At 74.2% G+C, this 26,071-nt stretch carries 27 protein-coding genes and 1 tRNA gene; 15 read left to right on the plus strand and 13 right to left on the minus strand.

From position 1 onward, the window contains the following. Positions 1-128: 128 nt before the first annotated feature. The gene (locus tag DQ237_RS16680) at positions 129-542 is read right to left on the minus strand and encodes a PH domain-containing protein (RefSeq protein ID WP_113801274.1); all 414 of its coding nucleotides are present in this window, start codon (positions 540-542) and stop codon (positions 129-131) included. A gap of 92 nt (positions 543-634) precedes the next feature. On the opposite strand from DQ237_RS16680, the gene DQ237_RS16685 reads away from it, so the two are divergent. Continuing rightward, positions 635-1,792, plus strand: a complete 1,158-nt coding sequence (locus DQ237_RS16685) for a thiolase family protein (RefSeq protein WP_113801275.1) — start codon at positions 635-637, stop codon at positions 1,790-1,792. 519 nt (positions 1,793-2,311) lie between these two features. Here the strand turns inward: DQ237_RS16685 and crgA are convergent. Next, entirely contained in the window at positions 2,312-2,584 is a 273-nt protein-coding gene (gene crgA / locus DQ237_RS16690) for a cell division protein CrgA (protein WP_113801276.1), read from the minus strand. Between the two features lie 136 nt (positions 2,585-2,720). Between crgA and DQ237_RS16695 the strand changes: the two genes are divergently transcribed. Then, entirely contained in the window at positions 2,721-3,470 is a 750-nt protein-coding gene (locus tag DQ237_RS16695; protein WP_113801352.1) for a DUF881 domain-containing protein, read from the plus strand. A gap of 40 nt (positions 3,471-3,510) precedes the next feature. Beyond that, positions 3,511-4,170: an aminodeoxychorismate/anthranilate synthase component II gene (locus tag DQ237_RS16700; RefSeq protein WP_113801277.1), complete on the plus strand. Its 660-nt coding sequence runs from the start codon at positions 3,511-3,513 to the stop codon at positions 4,168-4,170. A 62-nt stretch (positions 4,171-4,232) separates the two neighbouring features. Here the strand turns inward: DQ237_RS16700 and pknB are convergent, their stop codons facing one another. The 7 genes from pknB to DQ237_RS16735 all read right to left on the minus strand — a co-directional run bounded on the left by pknB (position 4,233) and on the right by DQ237_RS16735 (position 13,428). Continuing rightward, positions 4,233-5,999: a Stk1 family PASTA domain-containing Ser/Thr kinase gene (gene pknB, locus DQ237_RS16705; protein ID WP_113801278.1), complete on the minus strand. Its 1,767-nt coding sequence runs from the start codon at positions 5,997-5,999 to the stop codon at positions 4,233-4,235. Positions 6,000-6,132: 133 nt separating this feature from the next. Continuing rightward, on the minus strand, positions 6,133-7,818 hold the full coding sequence (locus tag DQ237_RS20445; RefSeq protein WP_113801279.1) for a protein kinase: 1,686 nt from the start codon (positions 7,816-7,818) through the stop codon (positions 6,133-6,135). Continuing rightward, on the minus strand, positions 7,818-9,266 hold the full coding sequence (locus DQ237_RS16715) for a penicillin-binding protein 2 (RefSeq protein WP_113801280.1): 1,449 nt from the start codon (positions 9,264-9,266) through the stop codon (positions 7,818-7,820). The genes DQ237_RS20445 and DQ237_RS16715 overlap by 1 nt, the downstream gene beginning before the upstream one ends. Next, positions 9,263-10,672 carry an FtsW/RodA/SpoVE family cell cycle protein gene (locus tag DQ237_RS16720; RefSeq protein WP_113801281.1) on the minus strand — a complete coding sequence of 470 codons (1,410 nt, stop codon included), beginning with the start codon at positions 10,670-10,672 and terminating at the stop codon, positions 9,263-9,265. Before DQ237_RS16720 ends, DQ237_RS16715 begins: the two co-directional genes overlap by 4 nt. Beyond that, positions 10,672-12,102 (minus strand): PP2C family serine/threonine-protein phosphatase, encoded by a 1,431-nt coding sequence (locus tag DQ237_RS16725; RefSeq protein WP_113801282.1) that lies wholly within the window; start codon positions 12,100-12,102, stop codon positions 10,672-10,674. Before DQ237_RS16725 ends, DQ237_RS16720 begins: the two co-directional genes overlap by 1 nt. Further along, entirely contained in the window at positions 12,099-12,557 is a 459-nt protein-coding gene (locus tag DQ237_RS16730) for an FHA domain-containing protein (RefSeq protein WP_113801283.1), read from the minus strand. The genes DQ237_RS16725 and DQ237_RS16730 overlap by 4 nt, the downstream gene beginning before the upstream one ends. A 40-nt stretch (positions 12,558-12,597) precedes the next feature. Then, the gene (locus DQ237_RS16735) at positions 12,598-13,428 is read right to left on the minus strand and encodes a DUF3662 and FHA domain-containing protein (RefSeq protein WP_113801284.1); all 831 of its coding nucleotides are present in this window, start codon (positions 13,426-13,428) and stop codon (positions 12,598-12,600) included. A 175-nt stretch (positions 13,429-13,603) separates the two neighbouring features. Between DQ237_RS16735 and DQ237_RS16740 the strand changes: the two genes are divergently transcribed. Further along, a tRNA-Leu gene (locus DQ237_RS16740) sits at positions 13,604-13,689 on the plus strand. 70 nt (positions 13,690-13,759) lie between these two features. Here the strand turns inward: DQ237_RS16740 and DQ237_RS16745 are convergent. Both DQ237_RS16745 and DQ237_RS16750 read right to left on the minus strand, forming a co-directional pair. Further along, positions 13,760-14,218, minus strand: coding sequence for a DUF1707 domain-containing protein (locus DQ237_RS16745; protein ID WP_113801285.1), 459 nt, complete (start codon positions 14,216-14,218; stop codon positions 13,760-13,762). Between the two features lie 83 nt (positions 14,219-14,301). Beyond that, positions 14,302-15,465: an acyl-CoA dehydrogenase family protein gene (locus DQ237_RS16750; protein WP_113801286.1), complete on the minus strand. Its 1,164-nt coding sequence runs from the start codon at positions 15,463-15,465 to the stop codon at positions 14,302-14,304. A 58-nt stretch (positions 15,466-15,523) separates the two neighbouring features. Here DQ237_RS16750 and DQ237_RS16755 point away from each other — a divergent pair, with 58 nt between their 5' ends. The 9 genes from DQ237_RS16755 to DQ237_RS16795 all read left to right on the plus strand — a co-directional run bounded on the left by DQ237_RS16755 (position 15,524) and on the right by DQ237_RS16795 (position 22,196). Continuing rightward, positions 15,524-16,024, plus strand: coding sequence for a GNAT family N-acetyltransferase (locus DQ237_RS16755; protein ID WP_240619693.1), 501 nt, complete (start codon positions 15,524-15,526; stop codon positions 16,022-16,024). A gap of 93 nt (positions 16,025-16,117) precedes the next feature. Beyond that, entirely contained in the window at positions 16,118-16,474 is a 357-nt protein-coding gene (locus DQ237_RS16760; RefSeq protein ID WP_113801288.1) for a hypothetical protein, read from the plus strand. A 178-nt stretch (positions 16,475-16,652) separates the two neighbouring features. Beyond that, positions 16,653-17,243: an RNA polymerase sigma factor gene (locus DQ237_RS16765; RefSeq protein WP_113801353.1), complete on the plus strand. Its 591-nt coding sequence runs from the start codon at positions 16,653-16,655 to the stop codon at positions 17,241-17,243. After that, positions 17,240-18,319 carry a hypothetical protein gene (locus tag DQ237_RS16770; protein WP_113801289.1) on the plus strand — a complete coding sequence of 360 codons (1,080 nt, stop codon included), beginning with the start codon at positions 17,240-17,242 and terminating at the stop codon, positions 18,317-18,319. Before DQ237_RS16765 ends, DQ237_RS16770 begins: the two co-directional genes overlap by 4 nt. A gap of 44 nt (positions 18,320-18,363) precedes the next feature. Next, entirely contained in the window at positions 18,364-19,278 is a 915-nt protein-coding gene (locus DQ237_RS16775) for an aldose 1-epimerase family protein (protein WP_113801290.1), read from the plus strand. Between the two features lies 1 nt (position 19,279). Then, positions 19,280-20,005: an MOSC domain-containing protein gene (locus DQ237_RS16780; RefSeq protein WP_113801291.1), complete on the plus strand. Its 726-nt coding sequence runs from the start codon at positions 19,280-19,282 to the stop codon at positions 20,003-20,005. A gap of 5 nt (positions 20,006-20,010) precedes the next feature. After that, positions 20,011-20,226 (plus strand): RNA-binding S4 domain-containing protein, encoded by a 216-nt coding sequence (locus tag DQ237_RS16785; protein ID WP_205730260.1) that lies wholly within the window; start codon positions 20,011-20,013, stop codon positions 20,224-20,226. 30 nt (positions 20,227-20,256) lie between these two features. Further along, positions 20,257-21,438: a pyridoxal phosphate-dependent aminotransferase gene (locus DQ237_RS16790; RefSeq protein WP_113801292.1), complete on the plus strand. Its 1,182-nt coding sequence runs from the start codon at positions 20,257-20,259 to the stop codon at positions 21,436-21,438. Then, positions 21,435-22,196, plus strand: coding sequence for a nitrilase-related carbon-nitrogen hydrolase (locus DQ237_RS16795; protein WP_113801293.1), 762 nt, complete (start codon positions 21,435-21,437; stop codon positions 22,194-22,196). Before DQ237_RS16790 ends, DQ237_RS16795 begins: the two co-directional genes overlap by 4 nt. A 7-nt stretch (positions 22,197-22,203) precedes the next feature. On the opposite strand, the gene DQ237_RS16800 is transcribed toward DQ237_RS16795, so the two are convergent. Beyond that, the gene (locus tag DQ237_RS16800; RefSeq protein WP_113801294.1) at positions 22,204-22,998 is read right to left on the minus strand and encodes a PRC-barrel domain-containing protein; all 795 of its coding nucleotides are present in this window, start codon (positions 22,996-22,998) and stop codon (positions 22,204-22,206) included. An 88-nt stretch (positions 22,999-23,086) separates the two neighbouring features. Further along, a complete protein-coding gene (locus DQ237_RS16805; protein ID WP_113801295.1) occupies positions 23,087-24,049 on the minus strand; it encodes an endonuclease/exonuclease/phosphatase family protein in 963 nt (320 codons plus the stop codon). Positions 24,050-24,156: 107 nt separating this feature from the next. Here DQ237_RS16805 and DQ237_RS16810 point away from each other — a divergent pair, with 107 nt between their 5' ends. Both DQ237_RS16810 and DQ237_RS16815 read left to right on the plus strand, forming a co-directional pair. Then, positions 24,157-24,765, plus strand: a complete 609-nt coding sequence (locus DQ237_RS16810; protein ID WP_113801296.1) for a CYTH domain-containing protein — start codon at positions 24,157-24,159, stop codon at positions 24,763-24,765. A 166-nt stretch (positions 24,766-24,931) separates the two neighbouring features. Beyond that, positions 24,932-26,071 carry a metallophosphoesterase gene (locus DQ237_RS16815; RefSeq protein WP_240619694.1) on the plus strand — a complete coding sequence of 380 codons (1,140 nt, stop codon included), beginning with the start codon at positions 24,932-24,934 and terminating at the stop codon, positions 26,069-26,071.

Consider the following 26,071-nt stretch of genomic DNA (forward strand, 5'->3'; position numbering starts at 1 on the left):
GGCATTAGCGTGAGCCATAGAGACCTCCGGTCGGGAGTGGGGACGTCAGACATCGCCACTCCTTCCGGAGGTCTCCTTCGTGATCAAGCCACCACGCCGACTGTCAACAACGTCCGTAGTCACGACAGCTAGATCCCCGTCCGCCCGTCCTCCAGCACCCGGAGGACGTCGGCCGGGTCGGCCCCCAGATCCCAGCGGCCGAGGACGACGAGCAGCCCGTCGTCGTCCGGGTCGGCTGCGGTGTCCAGCTCGAGCGTGCGCACGTCCGTGCCCCATCGACGGGTGGTCCGGACCTGCAGGCGCACCAGCCCCCAGGGCAGGAAGCGGCGCCCGCCCAGCGTGCGCACCTCGAGGCCGTCCGGTGAGGCGACGAGACGTGGCCGCAGCACGGCGTCGCGGACGGCGAGCGCCCCCAGGAGCACGGCCGCGGCACCCACGAGCACGCGGCCGGGGGCATCGTCGACGGCGACGGCCACGAGTCCCAGCAGCAGTGCGCCTGCGGCGAGGACGACCGGCAGCACGACCGGGGGAGACCACCGCACGACCCCTACCCTGCCAGTGTCGTGCGGCACATACGATCGCGGCCGGGTGGTCGAACGGCCACGCCGGGTCGTCGTCGACGAGGAGTGGGTCCATGCGTGATGCCGTCATCTGTGCCGCCGTGCGTACGCCGGTGGGCAAGCGCGGGGGAGGGCTCTCCGGCGTGCATGCGGTGGACCTCTCCGCGCACGTGCTCGGTGCGCTGGTGGAGCGCGCCGGCATCGAGCCGGCCGTGGTCGAGGACGTGTTCTGGGGTTGCGTCAGCCAGGTGGGGGAGCAGACCTTCAACATCGGCCGCAACGCGGTGCTCGCCGCGGGGTGGCCCGAGTCGGTGCCCGGCACGACCATCGACCGGCAGTGCGGCTCCTCGCAGCAGTCGGTGGCCTTCGCCGCCGCCACGGTGATCAGCGGCCAGGCAGACGTCGTGGTCGCCGGCGGCGTGGAGTCGATGAGCCGGGTGCCCATGGGCGCTGCGCGGGCCGACGGCACGGCCGGCAAGCCGCTGGGCCCCCGCTTCATGGAGCGCTACGGCGCCAACCCGAACCAGGGCATCGGCGCCGAGATGATCGCCGAGCGCTGGGGCTTCTCCCGCACGCAGCTCGACGAGTTCGCGCTCTCCTCGCACGAGAAGGCCGCCAAGGCACAGGCGATGGGCGCCTTCGACGAGGAGATCGCCCCGGTGACCCTCGAGGACGGCACCGTGATCCGCGCCGACGAGGGCATCCGCCCCGGCGGGACGCTGGAGAAGCTCGGTTCGCTCAAGACGCCCTTCAAGGAGGACGGCGTCATCAGCGCGGGCAACGCCAGCCAGATCTCCGACGGTTCGGCCGCCCTGCTGGTGACCACCAGCGAGAAGGCCCGCGAGCTGGGGCTGCGACCGCTGGTCCGCATCCACACCACCGTCATGGCCGGCGACGACCCGATCATCATGCTGACCGCCCCCATCCCGGCCACCCAGAAGGTGCTGGCCCGGTCGGGTCTGTCGGTGGACGACATCGGGATCTTCGAGGTGAACGAGGCCTTCGCGCCGGTCCCCATGGCCTGGCTGGCCGACACCGGGGCCGACGCCGGTCGGCTGAACCCGGTCGGTGGTGCGATCGCCCTGGGCCACCCGCTCGGCGGCTCGGGCGCCCGCATCATGACGACGCTGATCCACCAGATGCAGGCGAGCGGCACGCGGTACGGCCTGCAGACCATGTGCGAAGGCGGCGGCATGGCGAACGCCACGATCCTGGAGCTGCTCGACGCCTGACCGCGTCCACCGCTTTCCCCGACAGCCCCCGGCCCTGCCGCCGGGGGCTGTCGTCGTCCTGGGGACGACCGGTCCGGCAGCCGGCAGGAGGAGCGGACAGGTCCGTCCACAGCACGTCCGACGCCTGAGTATCCGCAGGTCAGAGGGGTACTCGGGGTGTGCGGTCACCGTCACCGGGGGACGGACATGTCGACTCGTCCACAGCTGGGTACACAGCTGGGGACAGACTCACACGGCTGTAGTTACGCGGCTGGACGTCCTGTCACACGAGTCCCACCACCAGCAAAAGCGCAGGTCAGCACCGATCCTGGCCCTCGGCGCCCTCCACACGCGGTGGACAACCCTGGGGGTGGAGCGCCATGTCGACCTGTGGACGGCGATGACCTGCTGTGCACATCGTCCACAGCGCCGCGGTGACCAGGGCGGACACCACCGGGACGGACGACAGGCCCCCGTCCCGGTGCGGGACGAGGGCCTGTGCGGCGGACGTGCTGCGCGGTGGAGCCGCGCTTCCGGCTGCTAGCGCCAGCGCATGGACATGACCAGCCCGGCCACCATGGCGCCGAAGCCGATCGCGAAGTTCCAGGCCGACAGGGACACCATGAACGGGATCCGGTCGCCGGCCACGTAGTAGACGACGATCCACAGCAGCCCGATCAGCATGAGCGCGACCATCAGGGGCGCGTACCAGCGGGGGCTGGGCTGCAGCACCTTGGCCTGCGCGCCCCGCGCCCGGAGCGCGTCCTCCGGCGGGGTGTACACCGACTTCTTGCGCACCTTGGACTTGGGCACCGCGTACTCCCTCCCGGGGGCCGGGCTCCGTCCTCCCCGCCCGCTTCTGCTCCCCAGCCTAAACTCGCGGCGCGGACGAACCGCGGCACGTCACCCGACCGAGCCGACGTCGTCCCCCGCGCGCGAGGAGGTGGTCGTGGTCCCGTCCCCCTTCCGCGGCCGCCGGCCCTCCGCGTGGAGCGCCCTCGTGCCGGTGGTGGCCCTGGCGGCCGGCCTGCTGTTCGCCACGTCCGGGCGCACCGCGCAGGGCACCGACCTGCGGGCCGGGGAGGTCACGGAGCTCTCCGAGCTCATCCGTGAGCGGGATGCGGGGGTCGCCCGTCAGGCGGAGCAGCTGGCCGACCTCCAGCGGCAGGTGCAGCAGCTCACCGAGGAGGCCGCGAGCCGCAACGGAGTCGTGGCCGAGGCCACGGCCCAGGGAACGGCGGGCGGACCGTCGGCCGGGCTCACCCCGGTCTCGGGGCCCGGCGTCGTCATCACCCTCGACGACGCCCCCCAGCGCTCCGACGGCAGCCTGCCCAACGGCGCCCGGCCCGACGACCTCGTCATCCACCAGAGCGACGTCCAGGCGGTCGTGAACGCCGTGTGGGCCGCCGGGGCCGACGGCGTGGCCGTCATGGACCAGCGGCTCATCTCCACCAGCGCCGTCCGCTGCGTCGGGAACACGCTGCTGCTGCAGGGGCGCACGTACTCGCCGCCGTTCGTCGTCACGGCGGTCGTCGATGCCCCGTCGGTGCGCAGCGCCCTCTCCGCCTCTCGCCAGATCGCGGTCCTGGAGCAGGCGGCCGACGCCTTCGGGCTCACCTTCGAGGTACGGGAGCGGAGCCAGGTGACGGTCCCCGCCTACGATGGCGGCCTCACGCTGCAGTACGCCTCCGCGGGCTGATCCCGGAGCGCGGCCGCGCGACCGACGAGGAGGGACCGCGATGAGCGCCACCGACCGACCGGTCCTCGTCGTCGACAACTTCGACAGCTTCGTCTACAACCTGGTGCAGTACCTGGGGCAGCTGGGCGTGCGCTGCGTGGTGCGGCGCAACGACGCCGTGACCGTCGACGAGCTCGCCGACCTCGACGTCGCCGGGGTGCTGCTCTCCCCCGGGCCCGGTGCGCCGGTCGACGCCGGCGTGACCGTCCCGATGGTGCGGGCCGCCGCAGAGCAGGGCACCCCCGTGCTCGGCGTCTGCCTGGGCCACCAGGCCATCGCCGAGGCGTTCGGTGCCGAGGTCGTGCGCGCCCCCGAGCTCCTGCACGGCAAGACCTCCGAGGTGGTGCACGAGGGCGCAGGCGTCCTCGCGGGGCTGCCCTCGCCGTTCACCGCCACCCGCTACCACTCGCTCGCCGTCGACCCGGCCAGCGTGCCGGCCGAGCTCGAGGTCACCGGGCACACGCCCTCGGGCCTGGTGATGGCGCTGCGGCACCGGGAGCTGCCGATCGAGGGGGTGCAGTTCCACCCCGAGTCGGTGCTGACCGAGGGCGGCCACCGCATGCTCGCCACCTGGCTGGCCGCCTGCGGCCTGGCGCCCGACGAGGAGCTCGTCGAGGCGGCCACCGCGACCGCCCAGCGGCTCTCCTCCGCCATCGCCTGATCGGCTCCCTGGACGCAGCAGGGCCCCTCCCGTCCGGGAGGGGCCCTGCTCGTCTCGTGCGGTCAGCCGCCGGTGCCGCCGCCACCGGGCCCGGCCCCGCCCCCGCCACCGGCGGGCGGCACGGTGGGCGTGGTGGTGGGCGTGGTCTCCTCCGGGGGAGTCGGCACGGCCACGACGAGGGTGATGGTGTCCCCGGCGCCGACGTCCGAACCGGCCCGGGGGTCGGACTCGAGCACGGTGCCGGCGGCGACGGAGTCGTTCTCCGCGTTCTGCACCTCGATCTGGCCGGCGCCGAAGCCCTTGTCCCGCAGGGCGGCCTGCGCCTGCTCCAGCGTCTGGTTGACGACGTTGGGCATCTCGATGGTGCCGGTGGACACGCCCAGGGTGATCGCCTGGGTGCGGCTCGCCTGGGAGCCCTGCCCCGGAGACACCGAGACGACGCGGCCCTCGTCCTCGAGCGACTCGACCTGGCGGCTGCTGACGTTCGTGAAGCCGGCGGCCTCGAGGTTCGCCCGCGCCTGGTCCTCGGTCAGCCCCTCGACGTTCGGGATCGTGACGGCGTCGGGCCCCGTGCTGACCGACAGGTCCACCTCGCTGCCCTTCTCGATCCGGGCGCCGGCGGCGGGGTTGCTCTCGATGACGCTGCCCTCGGGGACCGTCGGGCTGGCCTTCTGCGTGACCTCGTCCACGACGAGCCCGGCGGCCTCGATCTGCCCCCGGGCGTCGGCCTCGGAGAGCCCCGCGACCGGGGGCACCGCCACCTCGGTCACGGCCGGCTCGTCGTCGTTGCTGCTGAGCGCGATCGCTGCGGCGATGGCCCCGCCCAGGAGCAGGACCGCGAGCACCGAGACGATCGCGATGATCCGCCGCTTGCGCCGGCGGGCCTCGTCGTCGTCCCAGTCGTCGTCGTAGGAGCCGTAGCCGCCGACGGGCGCGCCGATGATGGCGGTCTTCTCGTCCTCGCCCATCACCGGCGTGGCCTCGACCCGCTGCCCGGCCAGCGCCCGGAGCAGGTCGTTGCGCATGTCGGCCGCCGACTGGTACCGGTTCGCCGGGTTCTTGCTCATGGCCTTGAGCAGGATCGCGTCGAGCTCCGGCGGCACCTCGCGGTTGATCGACGACGGCAGCCGCGGGTCCTCCCGCACGTGCTGGTAGGCCACCGACACGGGGGAGTCGCCGGTGAACGGCGGGGCCCCGGTCACCAGCTCGTAGAGCAGGCAGCCGAGGGAGTAGACGTCGGAGCGCGCGTCGACGCTGTCGCCGCGGGCCTGCTCCGGTGAGAGGTACTGGGCGGTCCCTATCACCGCGGCCGTGGAGGTCATGGTGGCCGCGGAGTCCGACACCGCACGGGCGATGCCGAAATCCATGACCTTGACCGTGCCCTGCGGCGTGATCATCACGTTCCCGGGCTTCACGTCCCGGTGCACGATGCCGTTGCGGTGGCTGAAGTCCAGGGCGCCGCAGATGTCCGCCGCCAGGCTCATCGCACGCTCGACCGGCAGGGGGCCCTCCCGGCGGAGCACGTCGCGCAGGGTCTCGCCCTCGACGTACTCCATGACGATGTACGGGGTGGCCCCCGTGGGCGTGCGGTCCTCGCCGGTGTCGTAGACGGCGACGATCGCCGGGTGGTTCAGGGAGGCGGCAGCCTGGGCCTCACGGCGGAAGCGCACCTGGAACGACGGATCCCGGGCCAGGTCGCTGCGCAGCACCTTGACGGCGACCTCGCGGCCGAGCCGCAGGTCGCGGCCGTGGTGCACCTCGGCCATGCCGCCGCGGCCGAGGACCCCGCCGATCTCGTAGCGCTCGCCGAGCACCTGCGGCGTGGTCATCGACGGTCCTCTCGGGCGGTTCGGTGCGTGCTCCGCGGCGGATGCGCGAGGGATCGCGCGGGCACGGGCGTGGAGCCGTCGGCGAGCCTAACCGCCGGAGCACCCGTATCCCGGGAAGCGGAGATCAGCGATCTCACCGGCTGTTACCCGGAGCAACCGCAGCGTCGCCCGGTCCCTGGCCGGCGGCCGCCGGTTCGGTGGGCCCGCTACCGCCCCCGCCGGCCGGCGGCTGCTCCGTGGTCGGCGGAGCCGGGGTCCCGCCCGCGGTGGTGGTGCTGGGTGCGGTGGTCGTGGTCGACGACGAGGTCGTCGTCGGCGGCGGGGTCGTGGTGGTCGGGGCCGGCGGGCGGGTCGTGGTCTCGGGTGCCTCGGTGGGCTCCTCGTCGGCGTCCGGGTCCCAGGCCTCGTCGGTGACGAAGAGCGTGACCGTGGCGCCGGCCGGCACCGCGACCCCGGACGGGTCGATGCCCGCGACGTCGCCGGCGTCCAGTGGCTGGGTGACGTCCTCCAGGAGGTCCTCGTCCGCCGTCTCCCGCTGGACCTCCAGCCCCGCGGCCTCCAGCTCGGCGGTCACCTCGTCGGCATCGCGACCGACGAACGCGGACGGGTCGAGGAAGGTGCCGGTGGGCCCGGCGCTCGTGGTGGGGGGCGCGGAGGTGCGCCCGGCGTCCTCCCGGTCGCCGTTCCCCCCGGACAGCAGCAGCGCGGTGATGCCGCCGACCAGCAGCAGGACGACCAGCGCGGCGACCAGCCACACCCAGCGGCGGCGGCGCGGCTGCGGCTCGTCGTCGGGCAGCCACTCGTCGTCGTTCTCCGGCGCGTGCAGCGGGGGCATGGGACGCCCGCCGGTGACCGGCGGCACCACCGGCATCCCGGCGGCCGGGGTGGCGAACACCTGGGTGCGGCCGTCGGCGGCGACGTCGACCACCTGGGTGGGGGCGGTTGCCGGGGCGACGAGGGAGGGGGCGGCGGCTGCCACGCTCCCGCCGGCCGCGACACGGCGCACCGCCTCGGCGAAGGCCCCTCCGTCGGCGAACCGTTCCGCCGCGTCCTTGGCCAGCGCGCGGTCGATGAGCGACCGGACCGCCGGGGGCACGTCGGCGGGCAGCGGGGGCGGGGGCCGGTTGATGTGCGCCAGCGCGATGGCGACCTGCGAGGCGCCGTCGAAGGGCCGGACGCCGGCCAAGCACTCGTAGCCGACCACGCCCAGGGAGTAGACGTCGGAGGCCGCGGTGACCTCCATGCCCTGCGCCTGCTCGGGGGAGAGGTACTGGGCGGTGCCGACGACCATGCCGGTCCGGGTCAGCGGCGCGGCGTCGCGGGCCTGGGCGATGCCGAAGTCGGTGAGCTTGACGACGCCGTCGGGCCGGACGATCAGGTTGCCCGGCTTGATGTCGCGGTGCACCACGCCGGCGCGGTGGGCGGCGGAGAGGCCGTCCGCGGACTGGCTGAGCACGTGCAGCGTCCAGTCGACCGGCAGCCGGCCCTCCTCGTGGAGGATCGTCACCAGTGGCTGACCCTCGACGAACTCCATGACGAGGAAGTCCAGGGTCTGCAGGCCGCTGTCGTCGGTCGTCTCGCCGTAGTCGTAGACCGAGGCGATGTTCGGGTGCGACAGGGCGGCCGTGTGCCGGGCCTCGTTGCGGAACCGGGCCAGGAAGCTCGGGTCGTTCGTGTACTCGGTCTTGAGCACCTTGGCGGCCACGATCCGGTCCAGGACGCGATCGCGCGCCTTCCACACCTCGCCCATGCCGCCCGTGGCGATCGGTGCGGTGATCTCGTAGCGCCCGGCCAGCAGGCTCCCGATGCCCAGTGCCATCAGCCGCCCTGCCCCTCGAAGTAGGCCTGCATGACCTTGCGCGCGATCGGTGCCGAGGTGTCGCCGCCGGTGCCACCGCCGTTGGCGACGAAGACGGCCACGGCGATCTTCGGGTCGTCGGCGGGTGCGAACCCCATGAACCAGTTGTGGTCCCGGACGCCTTCCCGCACCTGCGCCGTCCCCGTCTTGCCGGCGACGTCCATGCCCTGGATGCGCGCGGCCTTGCCCGAGCCGCGGGCGACGACGCTGATCATCATCTGGGTGAGCTGGTCGGCGATCTCGGCGGAGATGGGCTCGCGCAGCTCCTCGGGGTCGGTCTCGTCGATGACCGACAGGTCGGGGGCGAGCACCTGGTCGACCAGGTAGGGCTTCATCTGCTTGCCGTCGTTGGCCACGGTGGCGGCGACGAGTGCGGCCTGGAGCACGGTCATCCGCACGTCCCGCTGGCCGATCGAGGTCTGGCCCAGCGCCGCGTCGCTCTCGATGTCGCCGACGTGGCTGTCGACGACCGGGAGCGGGATCTCCATCCCCTCGTCGTCCAGCCCGAACGCCTCGGCCATGGCGCGGACCTTGTCCTCGCCCAGGTCGATGCCGAGCTGGGCGAAGGCGGTGTTGCAGGAGATGGTGAGCGCGTCGATCAGCGGCTGCTCCTGGCTGCCGCTGCACCGGGAGTTGTTGAAGTTGCGGAGCTGGGTGCTGGTCTGGGGCAGCGTCAGGATGTCCGGCGCGGGGACGACGGTGTCGGGCTTGTACCCCTCCTTCAGCGCCGCGGCCGAGACGATCACCTTGAACAGCGAGCCGGGAGGGTAGTTGTCGCCGATCGCGCGGTTGACGCGCGGATCGGGCCCGTCGCCGGCGGTGATCTGGTCCATGTACGCCCGGATGGCGGCCGGGTCGTGGGAGGACAGCTGCGCCGGGTCGTAGGTGGGCGTGCTGGCCATGCCGAGGATGGCGCCGGTCGACGGGTCCAGGGCGACGACCGCGCCCGTCACGCCGCTCAGCCCGTCCATCGCCGCCTGCTGCACGGCCGGGTCGAGCGTGAGCACGATGTCCCCGCCCGCGGGGTCGCGGCCGGTGAACAGGTCGGCGATGCGGCGCACGAACAGCCGCGAGTCCTCGCCGGCCAACACGTCGTTCTCGGCCTCTTCGAGCGCCGTGTTGCCGTACACCAGCGAGTAGTACCCGGTGACCGCCGCGTACAACGGACCCTGCGGATACGTCCTGAGGTACTCCAGCTGGTCCTCGGTCGGCACGGAGACGGCGATCTCGTTGCCGGCGACGACGATGGACCCGCGTTCGCGGTCGTACTCCTCGGCGAGCACCCGGGTGTTGCGGTCGTCCTCGCGCAGCTTGTCCGCGCGCACCACCTGGATGATGTTCACGTTGACGATCAGCAGGGTGAACAGCACCAGCACGCTGATGGCCACCCGGCGCAGGGGCGCGTTCACGGCATCACCACCTCGGTGGGCGCGTCGCCGAGGCGGACCGGGGCGGCGTGCGGGGCGGCGGGTCGGCGGGCCGCGTCGCTGATCCGCACCAGCAGCGCCACGAGGACGAAGTTGGCCACCAGCGAGGAGCCCCCGTAGGCGAGGAACGGGGTGGTGAGGCCGGTCAGCGGCAGCAGCCCGGTCACCCCACCGAGGACGACGAAGACCTGCCAGGCGATGGCGAAGGCCAGGCCCGCGGCCAGCAGCTTGCCGAACGGGTCGCGGACGACGAGGGACGTGCGCAGCCCCCGCTCGACCAGCACCAGGTACACGACGATCACCGCGACCAGCCCGAACAGGCCGAGCTCCTCGCCGACGGCCGAGGCGATGAAGTCGCTCTTGGCCACCGGGACCTGGTCGGGCCTCCCGCCACCCAGGCCGGCGCCGAACAGCCCACCGGTGCCGAGCCCGAACAGCGACTGGACCAGCTGGTAGCCGGCGCCGTCGACGTAGGCGAAGGGGTCCAGCCAGGTGTCGACCCGGGCACGGACGTGCCCGAACACCTGGTAGGCCACCAGCGCCCCGCCGGCGAACAGGCCGAGACCGATGAACAGCCAGCTGGCGCGTTCGGTGGCGATGTAGAGCATCACCACGAAGATGCCGAACAGCAGCAGCGAGCTGCCCAGGTCGCGCTCGAAGACCAGCACGAGGATCGACAGCACCCAGGCCAGCAGCACCGGGCCCAGGTCGCGGCCGCGGGGGAGCTCCAGGCCCGCCACCTTGCGGCTGGCGAGCGCGAGCACGTCGCGCTTGTCCTCCAGGTAGGCGGCGAAGAAGACGATCAGGCAGAGCTTGGCGAACTCACCGGGCTGGATGGAGAAGCCGGCGACCCGGATCCAGATCTTGGCCCCGTTCACCTCCGACATGGAGGCGGGCAGGACCGCCGGCAGCGCGAGCAGCACGATGCCGAGCAGGGCCAGTGTGTAGGCGAAACGGGAGAGGGCGCGGTGGTCGCGGACCGTGACCAGCAGACCCACGAAGAGAGCGACACCCAGCGTGGCCCAGACGAGCTGGACCGGGGCGTCCTCGCGGGTGACGCTGCTGCCGACCTGCTCGGCGGCCAGGTCCAGCCGGTGGATCACGGTGAGCCCGAGGCCGACCAGCAGCGCGACGGCCGGCAGCAGGAGGGGATCGGCGTAGGACGCCCACTTGCGCACGACCAGGTGCGCGACCACCCACAGCGCCGCGATCCACGCGCTGAAGCCCGCCATCTCCGGGCGGATCGACCCGGTGACGGTCAGGTCGACGATCGCCTGGGCGACCACGGTGATCAGGACGGCGAAGCCCAGCAGGGCCGCCTCCGTGCCCCGCCGCGTGGGGGTGTCCCCCGCGGCGGTGCCGCGGGGGTCGGTCAGCGGCCCGGGCATCAGCCGGCCTCCCGGCAGTTCACCCCCGGCTCGGACGACGTCGTCGTCCGGGCCGAGGACGAGGTCGTCGGCTCCTCCGGGGCCGGGGGCTCGGTCAGAGCGGGGTCGCCGGGGACGGGCTCCTGCGTGGGCGCCGGGAACCCGGTGGGTGCGGGCTCGGTGGGGGCGGGCGCGGTGGCGTCGGACTCGGCCGCCTCGCGCTCGAGGGTGCGGCACAGCGGCAGCCGCTGGTCGCGCAGCGCGTCGAGGATCCGGTCGGCGTCCGCGGAGTCATCAGCGGTGATGCCGCCCTGCACCCGGTTGCGGGCGGCGGGCTGCAGGTCGGCGACCGGGAGGTCGGTGCCCCGGTCGACCCGGAAGAGGTCCAGGCCGAGCACGGAGACGTCGAGACCGCGGAAGACCGCGACCTCCTGCTGCTCGCCGCTGCCGTCGACGCCGACGAACCAGTGGGTGAGCGCCCACAGGTACGTGCCGATCGCCCCCGCTACCAGCACGGTCAGGAGGGCCCCCGCCACCAGGAGGATGCGTAGCGGGCGGCGGCGGGCGGAGGGGCCGCCGCCCGTCGGCAGTGTGGGTGTCGGCGGGGGCTGTGACGCGGAGGCGGGATCGGCGAGCGCCGCCCGACCCGCGGCCGACCGGGAGTCGACCTGCCGCTGACCGATGTTGTCACCGGCCGCGCCGTCGACGACCGGGTCGAGCCGACCGCGACCGCCGGTGTCCTCGATGACGTCGGCGACGATGACGGTGATGTTGTCCGGCCCGCCGCTGCGCAGTGCCAGCTCGATCAGGCGGTCGGCGGTGGCCTGCGGGTCGGGGTCGAGCAGCGCCTCGGCGAGGGTCTCCTCGCTGACGACGCCGGACAGCCCGTCGGAGCAGAGCAAGTACCGGTCGCCGGCCCTTGCCTCGCGCATGGAGAGGTCCGGCTCGACCTCCTGGCCGTTGAGGGCCCGGAGAAGCAGCGATCGCTGCGGGTGGGTGTTGGCCTCCTCCGGCGTGATCCGGCCGTCGTCGATCAGCGTCTGGACGAACGTGTCGTCGTGCGTGATCTGGGTCAGCTGGCCGTCGCGGAGCAGGTAGGCGCGGGAGTCGCCGACGTGGCAGAGCGCGAGGCGGCCACCGGCGAAGAGGATCGCGGTGAGCGTGGTGCCCATGCCCTCGAGCTGCGGTGACTCGCGGATCACCTCGCGAAGGTGCTCGCTGCCGTCGAACACCGCCGAGCGCATCGCCTGCAGCATGTCGCCCGACGGGGTGTCGTCGTCCAGGTGCTCGAGCGCGGCGATCACGACCTTGCTCGCGACGTCACCGGCGGCGTGGCCGCCCATGCCGTCGGCCACGGCCAGCAGCCGGGGCCCGGCGTAGACCGAGTCCTGGTTGTTGCCGCGGATGAGGCCGCGGTCGGAACGCGCGGCGTAGCGGAGAACCAGCGTCACGAACGCAGCTCCAGTGCGGTCTGGCCGATACGGATCGGCTGGCCGGGGTCGACCAGCAGCGGGCCCTGGACCCGCTGCTGGTCGAGGTAGGTGCCATTGGTGGAACCGAGGTCCTCGACGTACCACTGGCCGCCGCGGTTGGTCAGCCGCGCGTGCCGGGAGCTGGCGAAGTCGTCGGTCAGGACGAGGGTGGAGTCGTCGGCGCGGCCGATGAGGATCGGCTGGTCGCCGAGCGTGATCTTGGTGCCGCTCAGCGGGCCGGCGGTGACGACGAGCGTCCGGGGGCCCCGCTGGCCGCGCTTCTTCGGAGCGGCCGCGCGCGGGGGAACCGCCGCGACCCGGCCGGTGCGCCCGCCGAAGAGGTCGGCCCGCACCACGCGGAACGCGGCGAAGATGAACAGCCAGAGCAGCAGGAGGAAGCCGAACCGGAAGATCTGGAGCACGAGCTCGCTCACCGGGTCACCTCCCCGTGCCGGTTCCGGCGCGCGGGTCCGCTCACGCCCCGTCCTGCCGGTAGACCAGGACGGAGTGGCCGATGCGGATGACGTCGCCGTCGCTGAGCGGCTGGCGGGTGATCCGGCGCCCGTTGACCAGGGTGCCGTTGGTGGACCCCAGGTCCTCGGCGGTCGCGACCCCGCCCTCGAGGACGACGTCGACGTGCTTGCGGCTGACGCCGGTGTCGGGGAGGCGGATGTCGGCCTCGGTGCCGCGACCGATCACGTTGCGACCGGTCGAGAGCTCGTGGCGCGTGCCCGGGCCGTCGACGACGAGCACGTGCGTCGTCGTGCTGCGCGACCCGGCGCGGCCCACGATCGAGGGGCCCTGCTTGCCGGTGTCGGTGGCCGCACGGCCACGCAGCGGCGGCATCGCGGGCAGGGGTGGGAGCGGCGGCAGGCCGGGCGGGCCGGCGACCGGGGCCATGGGTGCGGCGGCCGAGCGGGGTGCGGGGCGGGCCGGGTCGGCGACGTGCGAGCTGACCTCGAAGACGCCGGTGGTCAGCTCGTCGTCCTGCTCCAGGTGCACGGTGACCTTGTCGAAGACCTGGTAGCCCTCGTCCTCGATGTGCTCGGTGACCATGTCGGCGAGCTCGCCGGCGAGCTGGTCGGACCACTGCCCGAGGTGGTCGAAGTCGGTCTCGCCCAGCTTGACGACGTAGACGTTCGGGGCGAGGACACGGCCTTCGCCCACGACGGAGCGCTGCTCGTCGGCTTCGCGCTGGAGGGCCTTGGCGATCTCGGCGGGGTGCACCTTACCCTTGAAGATGCGGGCGAAGGCGAGTCCGACCATGCCTTCGAGGCGGCGCTCGAAGCGCTGCAGCACACCCACAGTCGCTCCTCCGCCCTCGTCGATGATCTCGCCGTGCCACCCGTGATCGTAGCCGTGCCCGACGCGGCTGACCGCCCAGCGAGCCGCGACTCCCCGCACGTCTACCCGGGGACAGGGCAACGACGCACCCCCTGCCCGGGGTACGGGTGACGGCTGCTACTGTTCTTCCTCGCCAGGGCAAGTGGCGGAATGGCAGACGCGCACGGTTCAGGTCCGTGTGTCCGAAAGGACGTGGGGGTTCAACTCCCCCCTTGCCCACCAGCAGCGGAGCGCCGGTCCCCTCGGGGCCGGCGCTCTTCTGGTTCCGTGGGGGCCGTCCCGGGACCGACCGTCAGCTCGCGCCCCCGCTGTGGCGCGCGGATGCGCCGAGACGGCGGGCCAGCAGCACCGCGCCCCACGGGCCGATGACCCACGCCGGCCAGAAGTGGATCGGACCCGCGGTCATCACCGAGGTCACCGTCCAGATGCCGAGCACGATGATCGCCGTGCTCAGCCAGGCCGCGTACGAGCTGCGGTGCCCACCCCGGTGCCCGCCGCAGTGCGCCGCCGCGGGCCACGGGGCCGGCCGGGCCGCCGGTGGGGGGACCTGCCGGGCCGCCGGCGGACGCGCCGCCGAGGGCAGGTCGGCCGTGAGCTCGGCGAGCTCGCCGAAGGTGCGCGCCGCATAGGCGCGCGCCAGACGGTCCTCGTACTCGGAGACGGTGAGCCGACCCTCGGACATCGCCCGGCCCAGTGTGGTGGCGACGGCCTGGCGGTCGGAGTCGGCGGCGCGCAGGTGCGGCTCGTGCATGGTTGCTCCTCGACGGGAGGCCCAGTGTGCTCCGTCGCGGGCGTGGGGGCCAGAGCGCCGGCGCCGGTTCCACGTGGAACGGCTCAGCCGGCCGGCGGCACCGCCTCGGCGGTGAGGTGGCGGCCGATGACCATGCGCTGGATCTGGTTGGTGCCCTCGAAGATCTGCATGACCTTGGCCTCGCGCATGTAGCGCTCCGCAGGGTGGTCCCGGGTGTAGCCGGCCCCGCCCAGCACCTGGACGGCGTCGGTCGTCACCTTCATCGCGGCATCGGTGGCCACCAGCTTGGCGATGCTCGCCTGGCGGGAGAAGGGCTTTCCGGCGTCCTTGCGGCGGGCCGCGACGAGGTAGGTGGCGCGCGCGGACTCGACGGCGGCGGCCATGTCGGCCAGCAGGAAGGACACGCCCTGGTGCTCGGCGATCGGCCGGCCGAAGGCCTCCCGCTCGACGGCATAGCGGACGGCGACGTCGAGCGCGGACTGCGCCAGCCCGACGGCGACGGCGCTGACCCCGAGCCGGCCGGAGTCCAGGGCGCCGAGCGCGATGGCCATGCCCTTGCCGGCCTCGCCGACCAACCGGTCCGAGGGGATGGCGACGTCGTCCAGCCGGAGGGCCGACGTCGTGGAGCCGGTCAGCCCCATCTTCTCCTCGGGGCGGGCCGCGCTGAAGCCGGGCAGGTCCGGAGTCAGGTGGAAGCACGAGATGGCCCGCCCGCCGTCGTCCGGCGTGCGCAGGAACGTGGAGTAGAAGTCGGCGTGCCCGCCGTGGGTGACCCAGGCCTTCTCGCCGCGCGCCACCCAGCCGTCCTCGGTCCGCGTGGCCGACGCCCGCATCGCGGCGACGTCGGAACCGGCGTGCGCCTCCGACAGGGAGTAGGCGCCCAGCAGCGAGCCGCCGACCATCTCCGGCAGCAGGTCGCGGCGCTGCGCCTCGGTTCCGTACGTGGCGATGGGGGAGCAGGCCAGCGTGTGCACGCTGACGCCGAGCGCCACCGAGGCCCAGCGGGCGGCGAGTTCCTCGACCACCTGGAGGTAGACCGCGTACGGCTGGCCGCCGCCGCCGACCTCCTCCGGGAAGGGGAGCCCGAGCAGACCCGCCGCGCCGAGGGTGCGGAACACCTCGCGCGGGAAGCGCTCCTCGCGTTCGTACTGCGCCGCCCGTGGGGCGAGCTCGGCGTCGGCGATCTCGCGGGTGAGCGCCAGCAGATCGGCGGCCTCGGGGGTGGGCAGTTCGCGGTCGACCGGCACGGTGCTCCTTCGCGGGGTGGCTTCGTCGGACCGTACCTCTGGGCGGGAGGAGGCTCCTGTGAGGATCGGGGGCGTGATCATCGAGGCGGCGGCGTGGGACGACCCCGACGTCCAGCGGCTCACCACCGACCAGCAGGACGAGATCCGTGCCCGCTACGGCGGCAAGGAGGAGCCCGGCGCGCACCCCTCGGCCGCCGACGTCGCCGTGGTCCTGGTGGCCCGCGACGACGACGGGACGCCGGTGGGCTGCGGAGCCCTGCGTGCGCTGGGTGACGGCGCGGCCGAGGTGAAGCGCATGTACGTCGTCCCGTCCGCTCGGGGGCGCGGGGTGTCCAAGGCGGTGCTGGCCGGCCTGGAGGAGGCCGCCCGCGACCGGGGCTGGACGACGCTGCGGCTGGAGACCGGCCCCCTGCAGCCCGAGGCGGTGGGGCTCTACCGAGGCGCCGGATACCGGGAGACCGGGCCGTTCGGTGCCTACCGCGACGATCCGGACGCGGTGGACTCGCTGTTCTTCGAGCGGCACCTCGCGCACTCGTCCACCGGTTCGGGTACCGCGTGAACCCGGTTTCGGCCCGCGGTGTGTGAGGGTGTGCCGACGCCACCCACCCGCGGCGGGCGATCGTCGTCCGGCCGCAGCCCAGAAGGGACCCTCATGCGCATCCGGATGATCGGCCTGGCCGCCGTCGCGGCCACCCTCCCCCTCGGCCTCGCCGCCTGCGGCGGCCCGAGCGTCGAGGACTTCTGCGACCAGTACCAGGCCATCGACCAGCTCGAGGACGAGGACGCCGGCAAGGCCAAGGACGCCTTCGACGAGCTCGCCGACAACGTCCCGGACGACGCCGGGAAGGACGTCGAGGAGGCCGTGTCCTTCATGGCGGACAACTTCCCCGAGGACGGCGACTTCGAGAAGGCCGTCTCCAACGGCGACCTCGACGAGGACGACGCCCAGAAGTTCTCCGAGTCCGCCGAGACGGTCACCGCCTACGGCGACAAGAACTGCGGCGACTGATCCGGTCGCGCCGCGGCCCCGACGCGCGGGCCGCGGCGCTCGGGTCACCCGTGAACCGGATCGCCTCGTCCGGACATCAACGGGTGTGACCACCTCACCGATCGCGACCGGCCCACTCCGTGTCGTGACCCCGACGGCGCTGCACCGGTCCGCCGGTCCACCGCCCGAGCCGCCCCGCATGCGCGCGCTCCAGGACTCCGCCCCGTCCGACGCCGAGCTGATGGCCCGCTCGCTCGACGACCCGGAGGCCTTCGCCCCGCTGTTCGACCGCCATGCGGCGACGGTGCACCGCTATCTCGGCCGCCGCGTCGGCGACCTGGCCGACGACCTGCTGAGCGAGACGTTCCTCGTCGCCTTCCGCCGTCGCGCGAGCTACCGGGCCGACCATCTCGAGGTCCGCCCCTGGCTGTTGGGCATCGCGACCAACCTGGTGCACGGTCACGTGCGCACCGAGCAGCGCCGGTACCGGGCGCTGGCCCGCGAGGCCGCCCGGCCGCCCGGGCACCCCGACGATCCGGGGGACTCCGCCGACCGGCTGGACGCCGAGGCGCTGCGCGGCCCGCTCGCCGCCGCGCTGGCCGGCCTGGAGCGCCGCGATCGCGACGCCCTCCTGCTGCTGGCCTGGGGGCAGCTGGGCTACGAAGAGATCGCCGCCGTGCTGGATGTGCCGGTCGGCACGGTCCGCTCGCGCCTGCACCGCGCCCGCCGCCGGACCCGCGCCGCCCTCGGCGGCGTCTTCCCGATCGACGCCCCGGAGGAGGACCGATGAACGAGCTGACCCTGCTGCGCGACGCCGGCCCGGAGGCGCCGCCCCTGACCCCGGCGGCCCGGTCCGCCGCCCGAGCTGCGCTGCTGACCGAGATCGAGGGCCCCGCCCCGCGGCGGTCCCGACGACCGAGCCGGACGTCGGTGTTCCGCGGCGGCATCGCAGTCGCGACCGCGGCGGCCGCGTGGATCGCGGCCGTCGCCCTCACCGGCCCGGAGACGGCCGACGGCTCGCGGGCCGAGCCGCGTGGACTGTCCCTGGTCGCGACCGAGGAGATCACCTTCCCGCTCTCCCTCGATCCCGAGCCCCCGGGGATGACGCCGAGCTTCACCGGCTCGGCGGGCAGCACCGAGGCCATCGCCGGCTACACGTCCCCCGACGGGATCGGCTTCACCGTGTACCTCTCCCCAGAGGAGCCGCTGTGGGCGGCCGACCAGTTCCAGCCCTCGGACGTCACCGGCCGCGGGACCACGACCGTGGGCGGCGTCGACGCGCAGTACGTCGTGGGGGCCACGCAGCGCACCTGCACCCAGGCCAACGTCTGCTTCGACGACCTGCCGTTCGCCCAGCTGGTCTGGGAGCGGGCGCCCGGCCAGTGGGTGGACCTCTACGGCGAGGGGAGCTACGGAGACCTGGCCGCGCTCGCCGCGGTCGGCGGCTCCCTGGTGGACCGGCCGCAGCCGATCCGGCTGCAGGTCGGGCTGGCCCCCGCCGGCTGGTCGGTGCTCGACTGGCACGAGAGCAGCGGCGCCGTGACGTTCATCGACGACCAGGACCCGAGCCGGGTGCTGGGGGTGCAGTGCATGCCGGAGGCCCCGTCGGGCGTCTACGAGATGGACAACGGCTCGGTCGAGCAGCGCATCGCGGCGGTCACGGCGATCGACCCGGCGGCCGCCACGGAGATCGGCGGGGCTCCGGCGCAGATCGTCCACGCCCGGGACGACGTCGACCCGACGATCCGCTTCTGGCTCGTGGCGTGGGAACTCCCGGACGCCACGGTGTGCACGGTGACGACGCCGGAGGAGTTCTCCCCGGCGGACGTGCTGGCCATCGCCGGGGGCGTCGCCTACACGCCCTGAGGGAGCGTCGGCGGACGGGAGCCGGGATGTGGTGAGGTGACCGCATGTCCGACACCTGGCCGCCGGCCGAGCCGACCGAGGTCCAGCTCTCGACCGGCGAGGCCCACCTCGTCGTCGACCTGCGCGGCGGTGCGCTGCGCCGGCTGACCGTCGGCGACTGGGAGGTGCTCGACGGCTACCCCGCCGGCCGGGTCCTCCCCGGGTGGCGCGGTGCCGTGCTGCTCCCCTGGCCCAACCGCGTGCGGCACGGACGGTGGAGCTGGGCCGGCGAGGAGCTGCAGCTCGACGTCCAGTCGCCGGCGGAGCCGCACGCCATCCACGGCCTCCTCTCCTGGCAGCCCTGGGTGGTGCTGGACCGATCAGACCGGTCCGTCACGGTCGGGACGACGATCGAGCCGCACCCCGGCTATCCGTTCCGGCTGGCCGCCGCCGTCGACTGGGCCCTCGACGCGGACCGGTTGACCAGCACGGTCCGCGTCCGGAACCTCGGCGACCGACCGGCGCCGTTCGGGGCGGGGCTGCACCCCTACCTCTCGGTCGGTGCCACCGAGGACGGCGGGATCGGCGAAGCGGAGCTCCGGCTGCCGGCCCGCACCGAGCTGGTCCTCGACGGGGGCATGCCGACGGGGGAGCGCCGCCCGTTCGAGGGCGCCGTCGGTCGGATCGGCGACCGAGCCCTGGACACCCCGCTCACCGACCTGGAACATGACGCGGAGGGCTGGGCCCGGGTGCGCCTGGCCGGCGCCGCGGGGGAGCTGGAGCTCGCGGCCGACGCGAACTGGCCGTGGCTGCAGGTCTACAGCGGCGACACCCTGCCCCCGGGCCAGTGGCGTCGCAGCCTGGCGGTGGAGCCCATGACCTGCCCGCCGAACGCGCTGGCCGACGGGGTGGACCTCGTCGAGCTGGAGCCGGGCGCCGCGTGGTCCGGCACCTGGTCGCTCTCGTGGAAGCCCGCCTGACGTGCGCGTCCTGGAGCTGTGGCGCTACCCGGTGAAGTCGCTGCAGGGCGAGCGGCTGGCCGCGGCGGACGTCGGTGCGCTCGGCATCACCGGCGACCGGTGCTGGGCGCTGTTCGACCGGGACACCGGCCTCGGGCTGACCGCCCGGCGGGTGCCCGAGCTGCTGTGGGGCTCGGCCCGGCTGCGTGCCGACAGAGGGGTCGAGGTGGTGCTTCCCGACGGCACCGTCACCACCGACGACGCCGTGCTCTCCGACTGGCTCGGCCGGCGGGTCGAGCTGAGGGCGGCGTCCGACGAGGGCGACCTGCCGCCCACCTACGAGACCCCGGTGGACGAGGACGCCGCCGACCCCGACGAGTGGCGGCAGTGGGAGGGCGCATCCGGTCCGTTCCACGACAGCCCGCGCATCAGGCTGTCGCTGGTCTCCACCGGCACGCTCGGCAGCTGGGACCGCCGCCGGTTCCGCGCCAACGTCGTCCTGGACGGCGAGGGGGAGGATCGGATGCGGGGACAGGAGGCGTCCCTCGGTGGCGTACGGCTGCGGTTCGGCGTCCCGATCGGCCGCTGCGTCATGACCACCCGGCCGCAGCCGGGCGGGATCGGACGCGACAACTCGGTGCTCAAGACGATCCACCGCGAGCGGGGTGGCCTGCTGGCCGTGCGGGCCTTCGTCCTGGCCCCGGGGACGGTCCGGGTCGGCGACGAGTTGCGGCCGGCGGCAGACTGAGCGCCGTGCGCACCATCGACCTGCGTCCCGGCGAGGACTCCATCCGGCTCGGCCAGCTGCTGAAGCTGGTCGACGCCGTCCCGACCGGCGCCCAGGTCAAGGACGTGCTCGCCTCCGGGGACGTCACCGTGAACGGGGAGCCGGAGGAGCGCCGCGGCCGGCAGCTCCGCTCGGGCGACGTCGTCGCGATCGAGGGACACGAGGACGTCCGGATCGGCTAGCGGTTCCACGTGGAACCGGGGAGGAGCGTCGTGAGCGCACCGCTGGCGTCCCGTCTCCGGGGCTTCGGGACGACGGTCTTCGCCGAGATGAGCGCGCTCGCGGTGGCCACGGGCTCGGTGAACCTCGGCCAGGGCTTCCCCGACTACCCGGGCCCGCCCGAGGTGCTCGACGTCGCCCGCGCGGCGATCGGCACCGATGCCGACCAGTACCCGCCCGGCCCGGGGATCCCGGAGCTGCGGGCCGCCGTCGCCGAGCACCGGCAGCGGTTCACCGGCGTCTCCTACGACCCGGACACCGAGGTGCTGGTCACCGCCGGCGCCACCGAGGCGCTGGCCGCCGCCATGCTGGGACTGCTCGAACCGGGCGACGAGGTGGTCCTCTTCGAGCCGGTCTACGACAGCTACAGCGCCTCGGTCGCCATGGCCGGCGGCGTGGTGCGCGCCGTCCCCCTGCACCCGCCGGCCGACGGCCTGGGCGCCTGGACCTTCGACGAGACCGAGCTGCGGGCCGCCGTCACGCCGCGCACGCGGCTGCTGCTGGTCAACACCCCGCACAACCCCACCGGCAAGGTCTTCACCGTCGACGAGCTCGCGGTGCTCGCCGACCTCGCGCAGCGCCACGACCTCACCGTGCTCACCGACGAGGTCTACGAGCACCTCGTCTTCGACCGCGCCCACCACGTCTCCCCCGCCACCCTGCCGGGCATGCGTGAGCGCACCCTCGTCGTCTCCAGCGCGGGCAAGACGTTCAACGTGACCGGCTGGAAGGTCGGCTGGGTCTGCGGCCCGGCGCCGCTGGTGGCCGCCGTGCGGACCGCCAAGCAGTTCCTGACCTACGTGAACGCCGGGCCGCTCCAGCCCGCCGTCGCGGCGGGGCTCCGGCTGCCCGACCCCTTCTTCGACGGGATCGCGCAGGACCTGCAGTACCGGCGCGACGTGCTGGTGGCCGGCCTCCGGGACGCCGGGCTGCCGGTGGTGAGCCCCGAGGCGACCTACTTCGCCACCGTCGACATCCGTCCCCTCCGCTCCGACGGCGACGGTCTGGCGTTCTGCCGGGAGCTACCCGAGCGGGCCGGTGTCGTCGCGATCCCGACCGTGGTCTTCTACACGCCGGAGCACGCCGCGCTGGGGCGGCACCTGGTGCGGTTCGCGTTCTGCAAGAGCGATGCGGTGCTCGCCGAGGCGGTCGAGCGGTTGAGGAGGACGCCATGAGGGTCGCGGCGGTGCAGCACGACATCGTCTGGGAGGACCGGGAGGCGAACTTCGCGCGCCTGGCGCCCCAGGTGGCGCGTGCGGCGGCCGCGGGCGCCGAGCTGGTGCTGCTGACCGAGACCTTCTCCACCGGCTTCTCCATGACGCCCGGTATCGGCGAGCCGGAGGACGGCCCGTCGGCGGCGTTCCTGGCCGGCCAGGCCGCTGAGCACGGCGTCTGGGTCGGCGGCAGCTGCCCGGAGATCGCCCCCGGCGAGCAGCTCCCCTACAACTCCTTCGTCCTGGCCGGTCCCGACGGCAGCACGCACCGCTACCGCAAGCTGCACCCGTTCAGCCACGGCGGCGAGCACGAGCGGTTCCGCGCCGGAGCGGAACCGCTCACGGTGACCGTCGGCGGCCTGCGGATCACCCCGTTCATCTGCTACGACCTGCGCTTCGCCGACGTCTTCTGGCGGGCCGCCCCCGAGACGGACCTCTACGTGGTCGTCGCCAACTGGCCGGCCGCACGGCGGCTGCACTGGCAGGCGCTGCTGCAGGCGCGGGCGATCGAGAACCAGGCCTACGTCGTCGGCTGCAACCGGGTCGGCACCGCGGGCGACGGCACCGAGCACGCCGGGGACAGCCGGATCGTCAGCCCGATGGGGGAGCTGCTGGGCACCGCCGCCGGCGTCGAGACCCTCGTGGTCGCCGACGTCGACCCCGCTGAGGTGACCGCGACCCGCGACCGGTTCCGCTTCCTGGCCGACCGCCGGAGCTGAGCCGCGGTCAGCCGCGGGTGCGCGGCACCGTGTCCTGGTCGACGACCACCTGCTCGCGGCGGACCTGGCCGCTGACCGTCTCCTGACCCTGGACCAGCTCGGTGCGCAGCCGGACCCGCTCGACCGGCACCACCTCGACGTCGACCACGGGCCGCTCGGCGTGCAGCACGATCTCCTCGGGCAGCCCGCCGTCGGCCCCGGTCAGGGACGAGGCGGGGACACCGCCCTCGGCGCCCAGCGGCACCTCCTCGATGCGGATCTCCTCGCGCCGGATCGGCACGGCCACCTGCACCTCCTCGGTGACCACGTACTTGACCACCCGCACACGGCGCTCGGGGACCCGCTCGGTGCGGACGCGCAGCTGTTCCTCGCTCCGCGTCATGGCGCCGTCGGTGGCCGCCTCGGGGGCGGCATGGCGCGCGGTGGACTCCGTCGGGGCCGGGACGGGCGGAGTCGTGGGCACGGCCACGGTGTCCGCGCGCTCGGTGCCCCCGTGCTGGAGGCCGTAGTGCTGACGCAGCTCGGCCTCCTCGCGGGGGTCGAGGTGGTCGCCGCTCATCGCCGGGGCGCTCTTCACCGCGTCAGCGGTGACCGGGAGCTGGAGCGAGCCGTCGGCGAAGGTCGCCTCGCGGGCCGGGACCACGGAGTGCCGCGTGCCGAACAGCCCCGTCGTCACCGCCACCCAGGTCGGCTCACCGGTGCGGTCGTCGACGAAGAAGTGCTCGACCGTGCCCAGCTTGTCGCCTCCGCTGCCGTAGGCGGTGCTGCCGATCGCGGCGGTCACCTCGCGCTGGCTCAACATGGCCGCTCCTCTCCGTGCGGTGCGCTCCGGTGGGCACCGCTGCCCGGAAGGCTTCCCCGGACACCGGATCGGTGAACATCCCCGGCTCTCAGGGTGCGACGAGCAGGTCGACGAGGAGCGACCGGTGGTCGCTGCCCGGCACCGGCACGAAGGAGCAGGCGGCGATCCCGACCCGCGGGTCGACCAGCACGTGGTCGAGCACCAGCCGGGGGGCGGGGAGCCGCAGCGGGTGCCACGTCCAGGTCGTGCCGTGCCCCTGCGCACGCGCGGCGTCGACCCAGCCTCGGCGCAGGAGGGCGCGGAACGCCGCGTGGTCCGGCGTCGCGTTGAAGTCCCCGGCCAGCACCCAGGGGACGTCACCGCGCGGTGCCGGGAGCCCGGCGAGGTCGGTGGTCCAGGCGCGGACCGCCGCGGGAGAGGTGGACGGCGGTGCGGCGTGCACCGACACCACCCGGACCTCCGCCTCGTCCCCGAGCGCGATCCGGGCGCTGGGCTGCTCGTACGTGCCGGGCACGGCGCCGCGCTCGCCCAGCGGGAACCGGCTCCAGATCGCCCCGGACCCGGAGACGACCGACCCGGGTCGGGCCGGCACGACGTGGGAGTGCGGCAGCAGTTCGGTCAGGCCGGCATCGAGGAGCACCCGTTCCGCGTCGGGGGTCAGCTCCTGGACGGCGAGCACGTCGACCGCCTGCCGGCGCACCAGGTCCAGGACCGAGGCGGCCGGGACCAGACCCTTGCGCAGGCTCACGGTGGCGATCCGCAGCGTTCCCGGCCCGGGCTCCCGGGCTCTCCGTTCGCCCCGGTTGCCCCGGACGGCCCCGGCGAGCGCGAGGGCGGCGACGGCGGCCATCGCCGTGCCGACCCGCGACCGGACGGCGGTGGCCGCGGCGAGCGGCAGGACGGCGCTGGCGGCCGCGTGCGGTGTGAAGGCCAGCGCGGGGACGAGCGGGAACCCGCGTTCGGACCCGGTCAGCCGGAGCGCGGCCCACACCGCCCAGGGCAGGCCCGCGGCACCGGCCCACCGCTGCGAGCGGCCGCGCTGGGGGGACATGCCGGGACGGTAGCCAGCCCCGGGGCGCGGGGCCACCGAACCGCCCCGGGCGAAGAGTGCACGAACCGCCCGGGCGAATAGTGCACTAAACGCCCTACGGTCGGGGGATGGTGTCCGAGCAGCTGGAGGTCGAGCGGAAGTTCGACGTCGACCCCGGGTTCGTGCTGCCCGACCTGACCGGGCTGCCGGGGGTGGCCGCGGTCGCAGCTCCCGTGGTCCACGAGCTCACCGCGGTCTACCTCGACACGGAGGACCTCCGGCTGGCCCGCGCGAGGATCACGCTGCGGCGGCGGACCGGGGGACCGGACGAGGGCTGGCACCTCAAGCTCCCGGCCGGAGCGGCCCGTCGCGAGCTGCACGCGCCCCTCGGCGACCCGGGGGAGGGGCCGCCGGAGGAGCTGAGGCGCAGTGTCGCCCGGCTCGTCGGACCCGCCGACCTCGCCCCCGTGGTGACCCTGCGCACCCGCCGCGTGGTCACGGCCCTGCTCGACGGCGACGGCGGTGACCTGGCCGAGATCGCCGACGACGCGGTGCGGTCGGCGACGACCGGCCAGCGCCCGGAGATGCAGGAGTGGCGCGAGGTGGAGGTCGAACTGGTCACGGGGGAGGAGGCGCTCCTGGAGGCGGCTGGGGAGCGGCTCGTCGCCGCCGGGGCGCGCCCCTCGCCCCGGGTCTCCAAGCTGGCCACCGCGCTGGGGGACCGCCTCCGGGGCTGACGCGCGAGCCACCACGGCGCGGCGCGGCGCCGACGGGCAGGATGGGTGCGTCCGTCCTGATCCGTGAGGCCCGGAGGCCGCCCTGTCCGTCGTCGGCCTGCTGGGCTTCGGCACCGTCGTCCTGCTCGCCGTCGGACTGCTGCACGGCTACCTCTGGTTCCGCCTGGTGCGGGGCACCACCGCGCCGGGCCGGCTGCGGCGACGCCTGACCTGGCTCACCGTGGTGCTCGCCGTGCTGCCGGTGACGGCCGTCCTGCTGCGCGGGCGCCTGCCGCTGGAGGCCGCGGCGCCGCTGAGCTGGGTGGGCTACAGCTGGCTGGGCATCTCGCTGTACGCCTTCCTCGCGCTGCTGGCCCTGGAACCCGTCCGGGCGGTCGGTTCCCTGCTCCTGCGGCGGCGCGCGCACCGAGCGGTTCCCGCTCCACCGGCACCGGCCCCCGGGCTCCCCGCCGGGGACCTGGCGTCCCGCCGGTCGTTCCTCTCCCGGGGGCTGGCCGTCACCGCCGGCGCGATCGCGCTGGGCACCGCCGGCACGGGAGCCTGGTTCGCCAACAGCGCGCCGGTCGTCCGCCGGGTGCCGATCGCCCTGCCGCGGCTGGACCCGGCCCTCGACGGCCTGCGGATCGTCACGTTCTCCGACGCGCACCTGTCGGCGACCTACGGCGGGCGGCGCTTCGAGCGGCTGGTGGAGATGGTCAACGCCCAGCGACCCGACGTCGTCGCGATCGTCGGCGACCTGGTCGACGGCGACGTCGACGAGCTGCGGGAGGACGTCGCCCCGCTGGCCGATCTGGTCAGCGAGCAGGGCGTCTTCTTCGTGACGGGCAACCACGAGTACTTCACCGACACCCGTGCGTGGCTGCGCCACCTCCCGACCCTGGGCATCGAGGTGCTGCGCAACGAGCGCGTGCCGATCGCGCGTGGCGGGGCGTCGTTCGACCTGGCCGGCATCGACGACCGGACGGCGGCCGCCTCCGGCCTCCCGGGGCACGGCGCGGACCTGGATGCGGCGCTCGACGGCCGCGACGACGCCACGCCGGTGGTGCTGCTCGCGCACCAGCCGTGGATGGTGGACCAGGCGGCCCGCGCCGGCGTGGACCTCCAGCTGTCCGGGCACACGCACGGCGGTCAGCTCTGGCCGTTCGACTACGCCGTCCGGCTGGACCAGCCCGCGGTGGAAGGACTCTCCCGCCACGGCGACACCCAGCTCTACGTCACCGCCGGCGCAGGTTACTGGGGCCCGCCGATGCGGATCGGCGCCCGCCCCGAGGTCACGGTCGTGGAGCTGCGCGCCCCAGGGAGCTGA

This window comes from Blastococcus sp. TF02-8, assembly GCF_003319175.1.
In the GTDB taxonomy this organism is placed as follows: domain Bacteria; phylum Actinomycetota; class Actinomycetes; order Mycobacteriales; family Geodermatophilaceae; genus Blastococcus.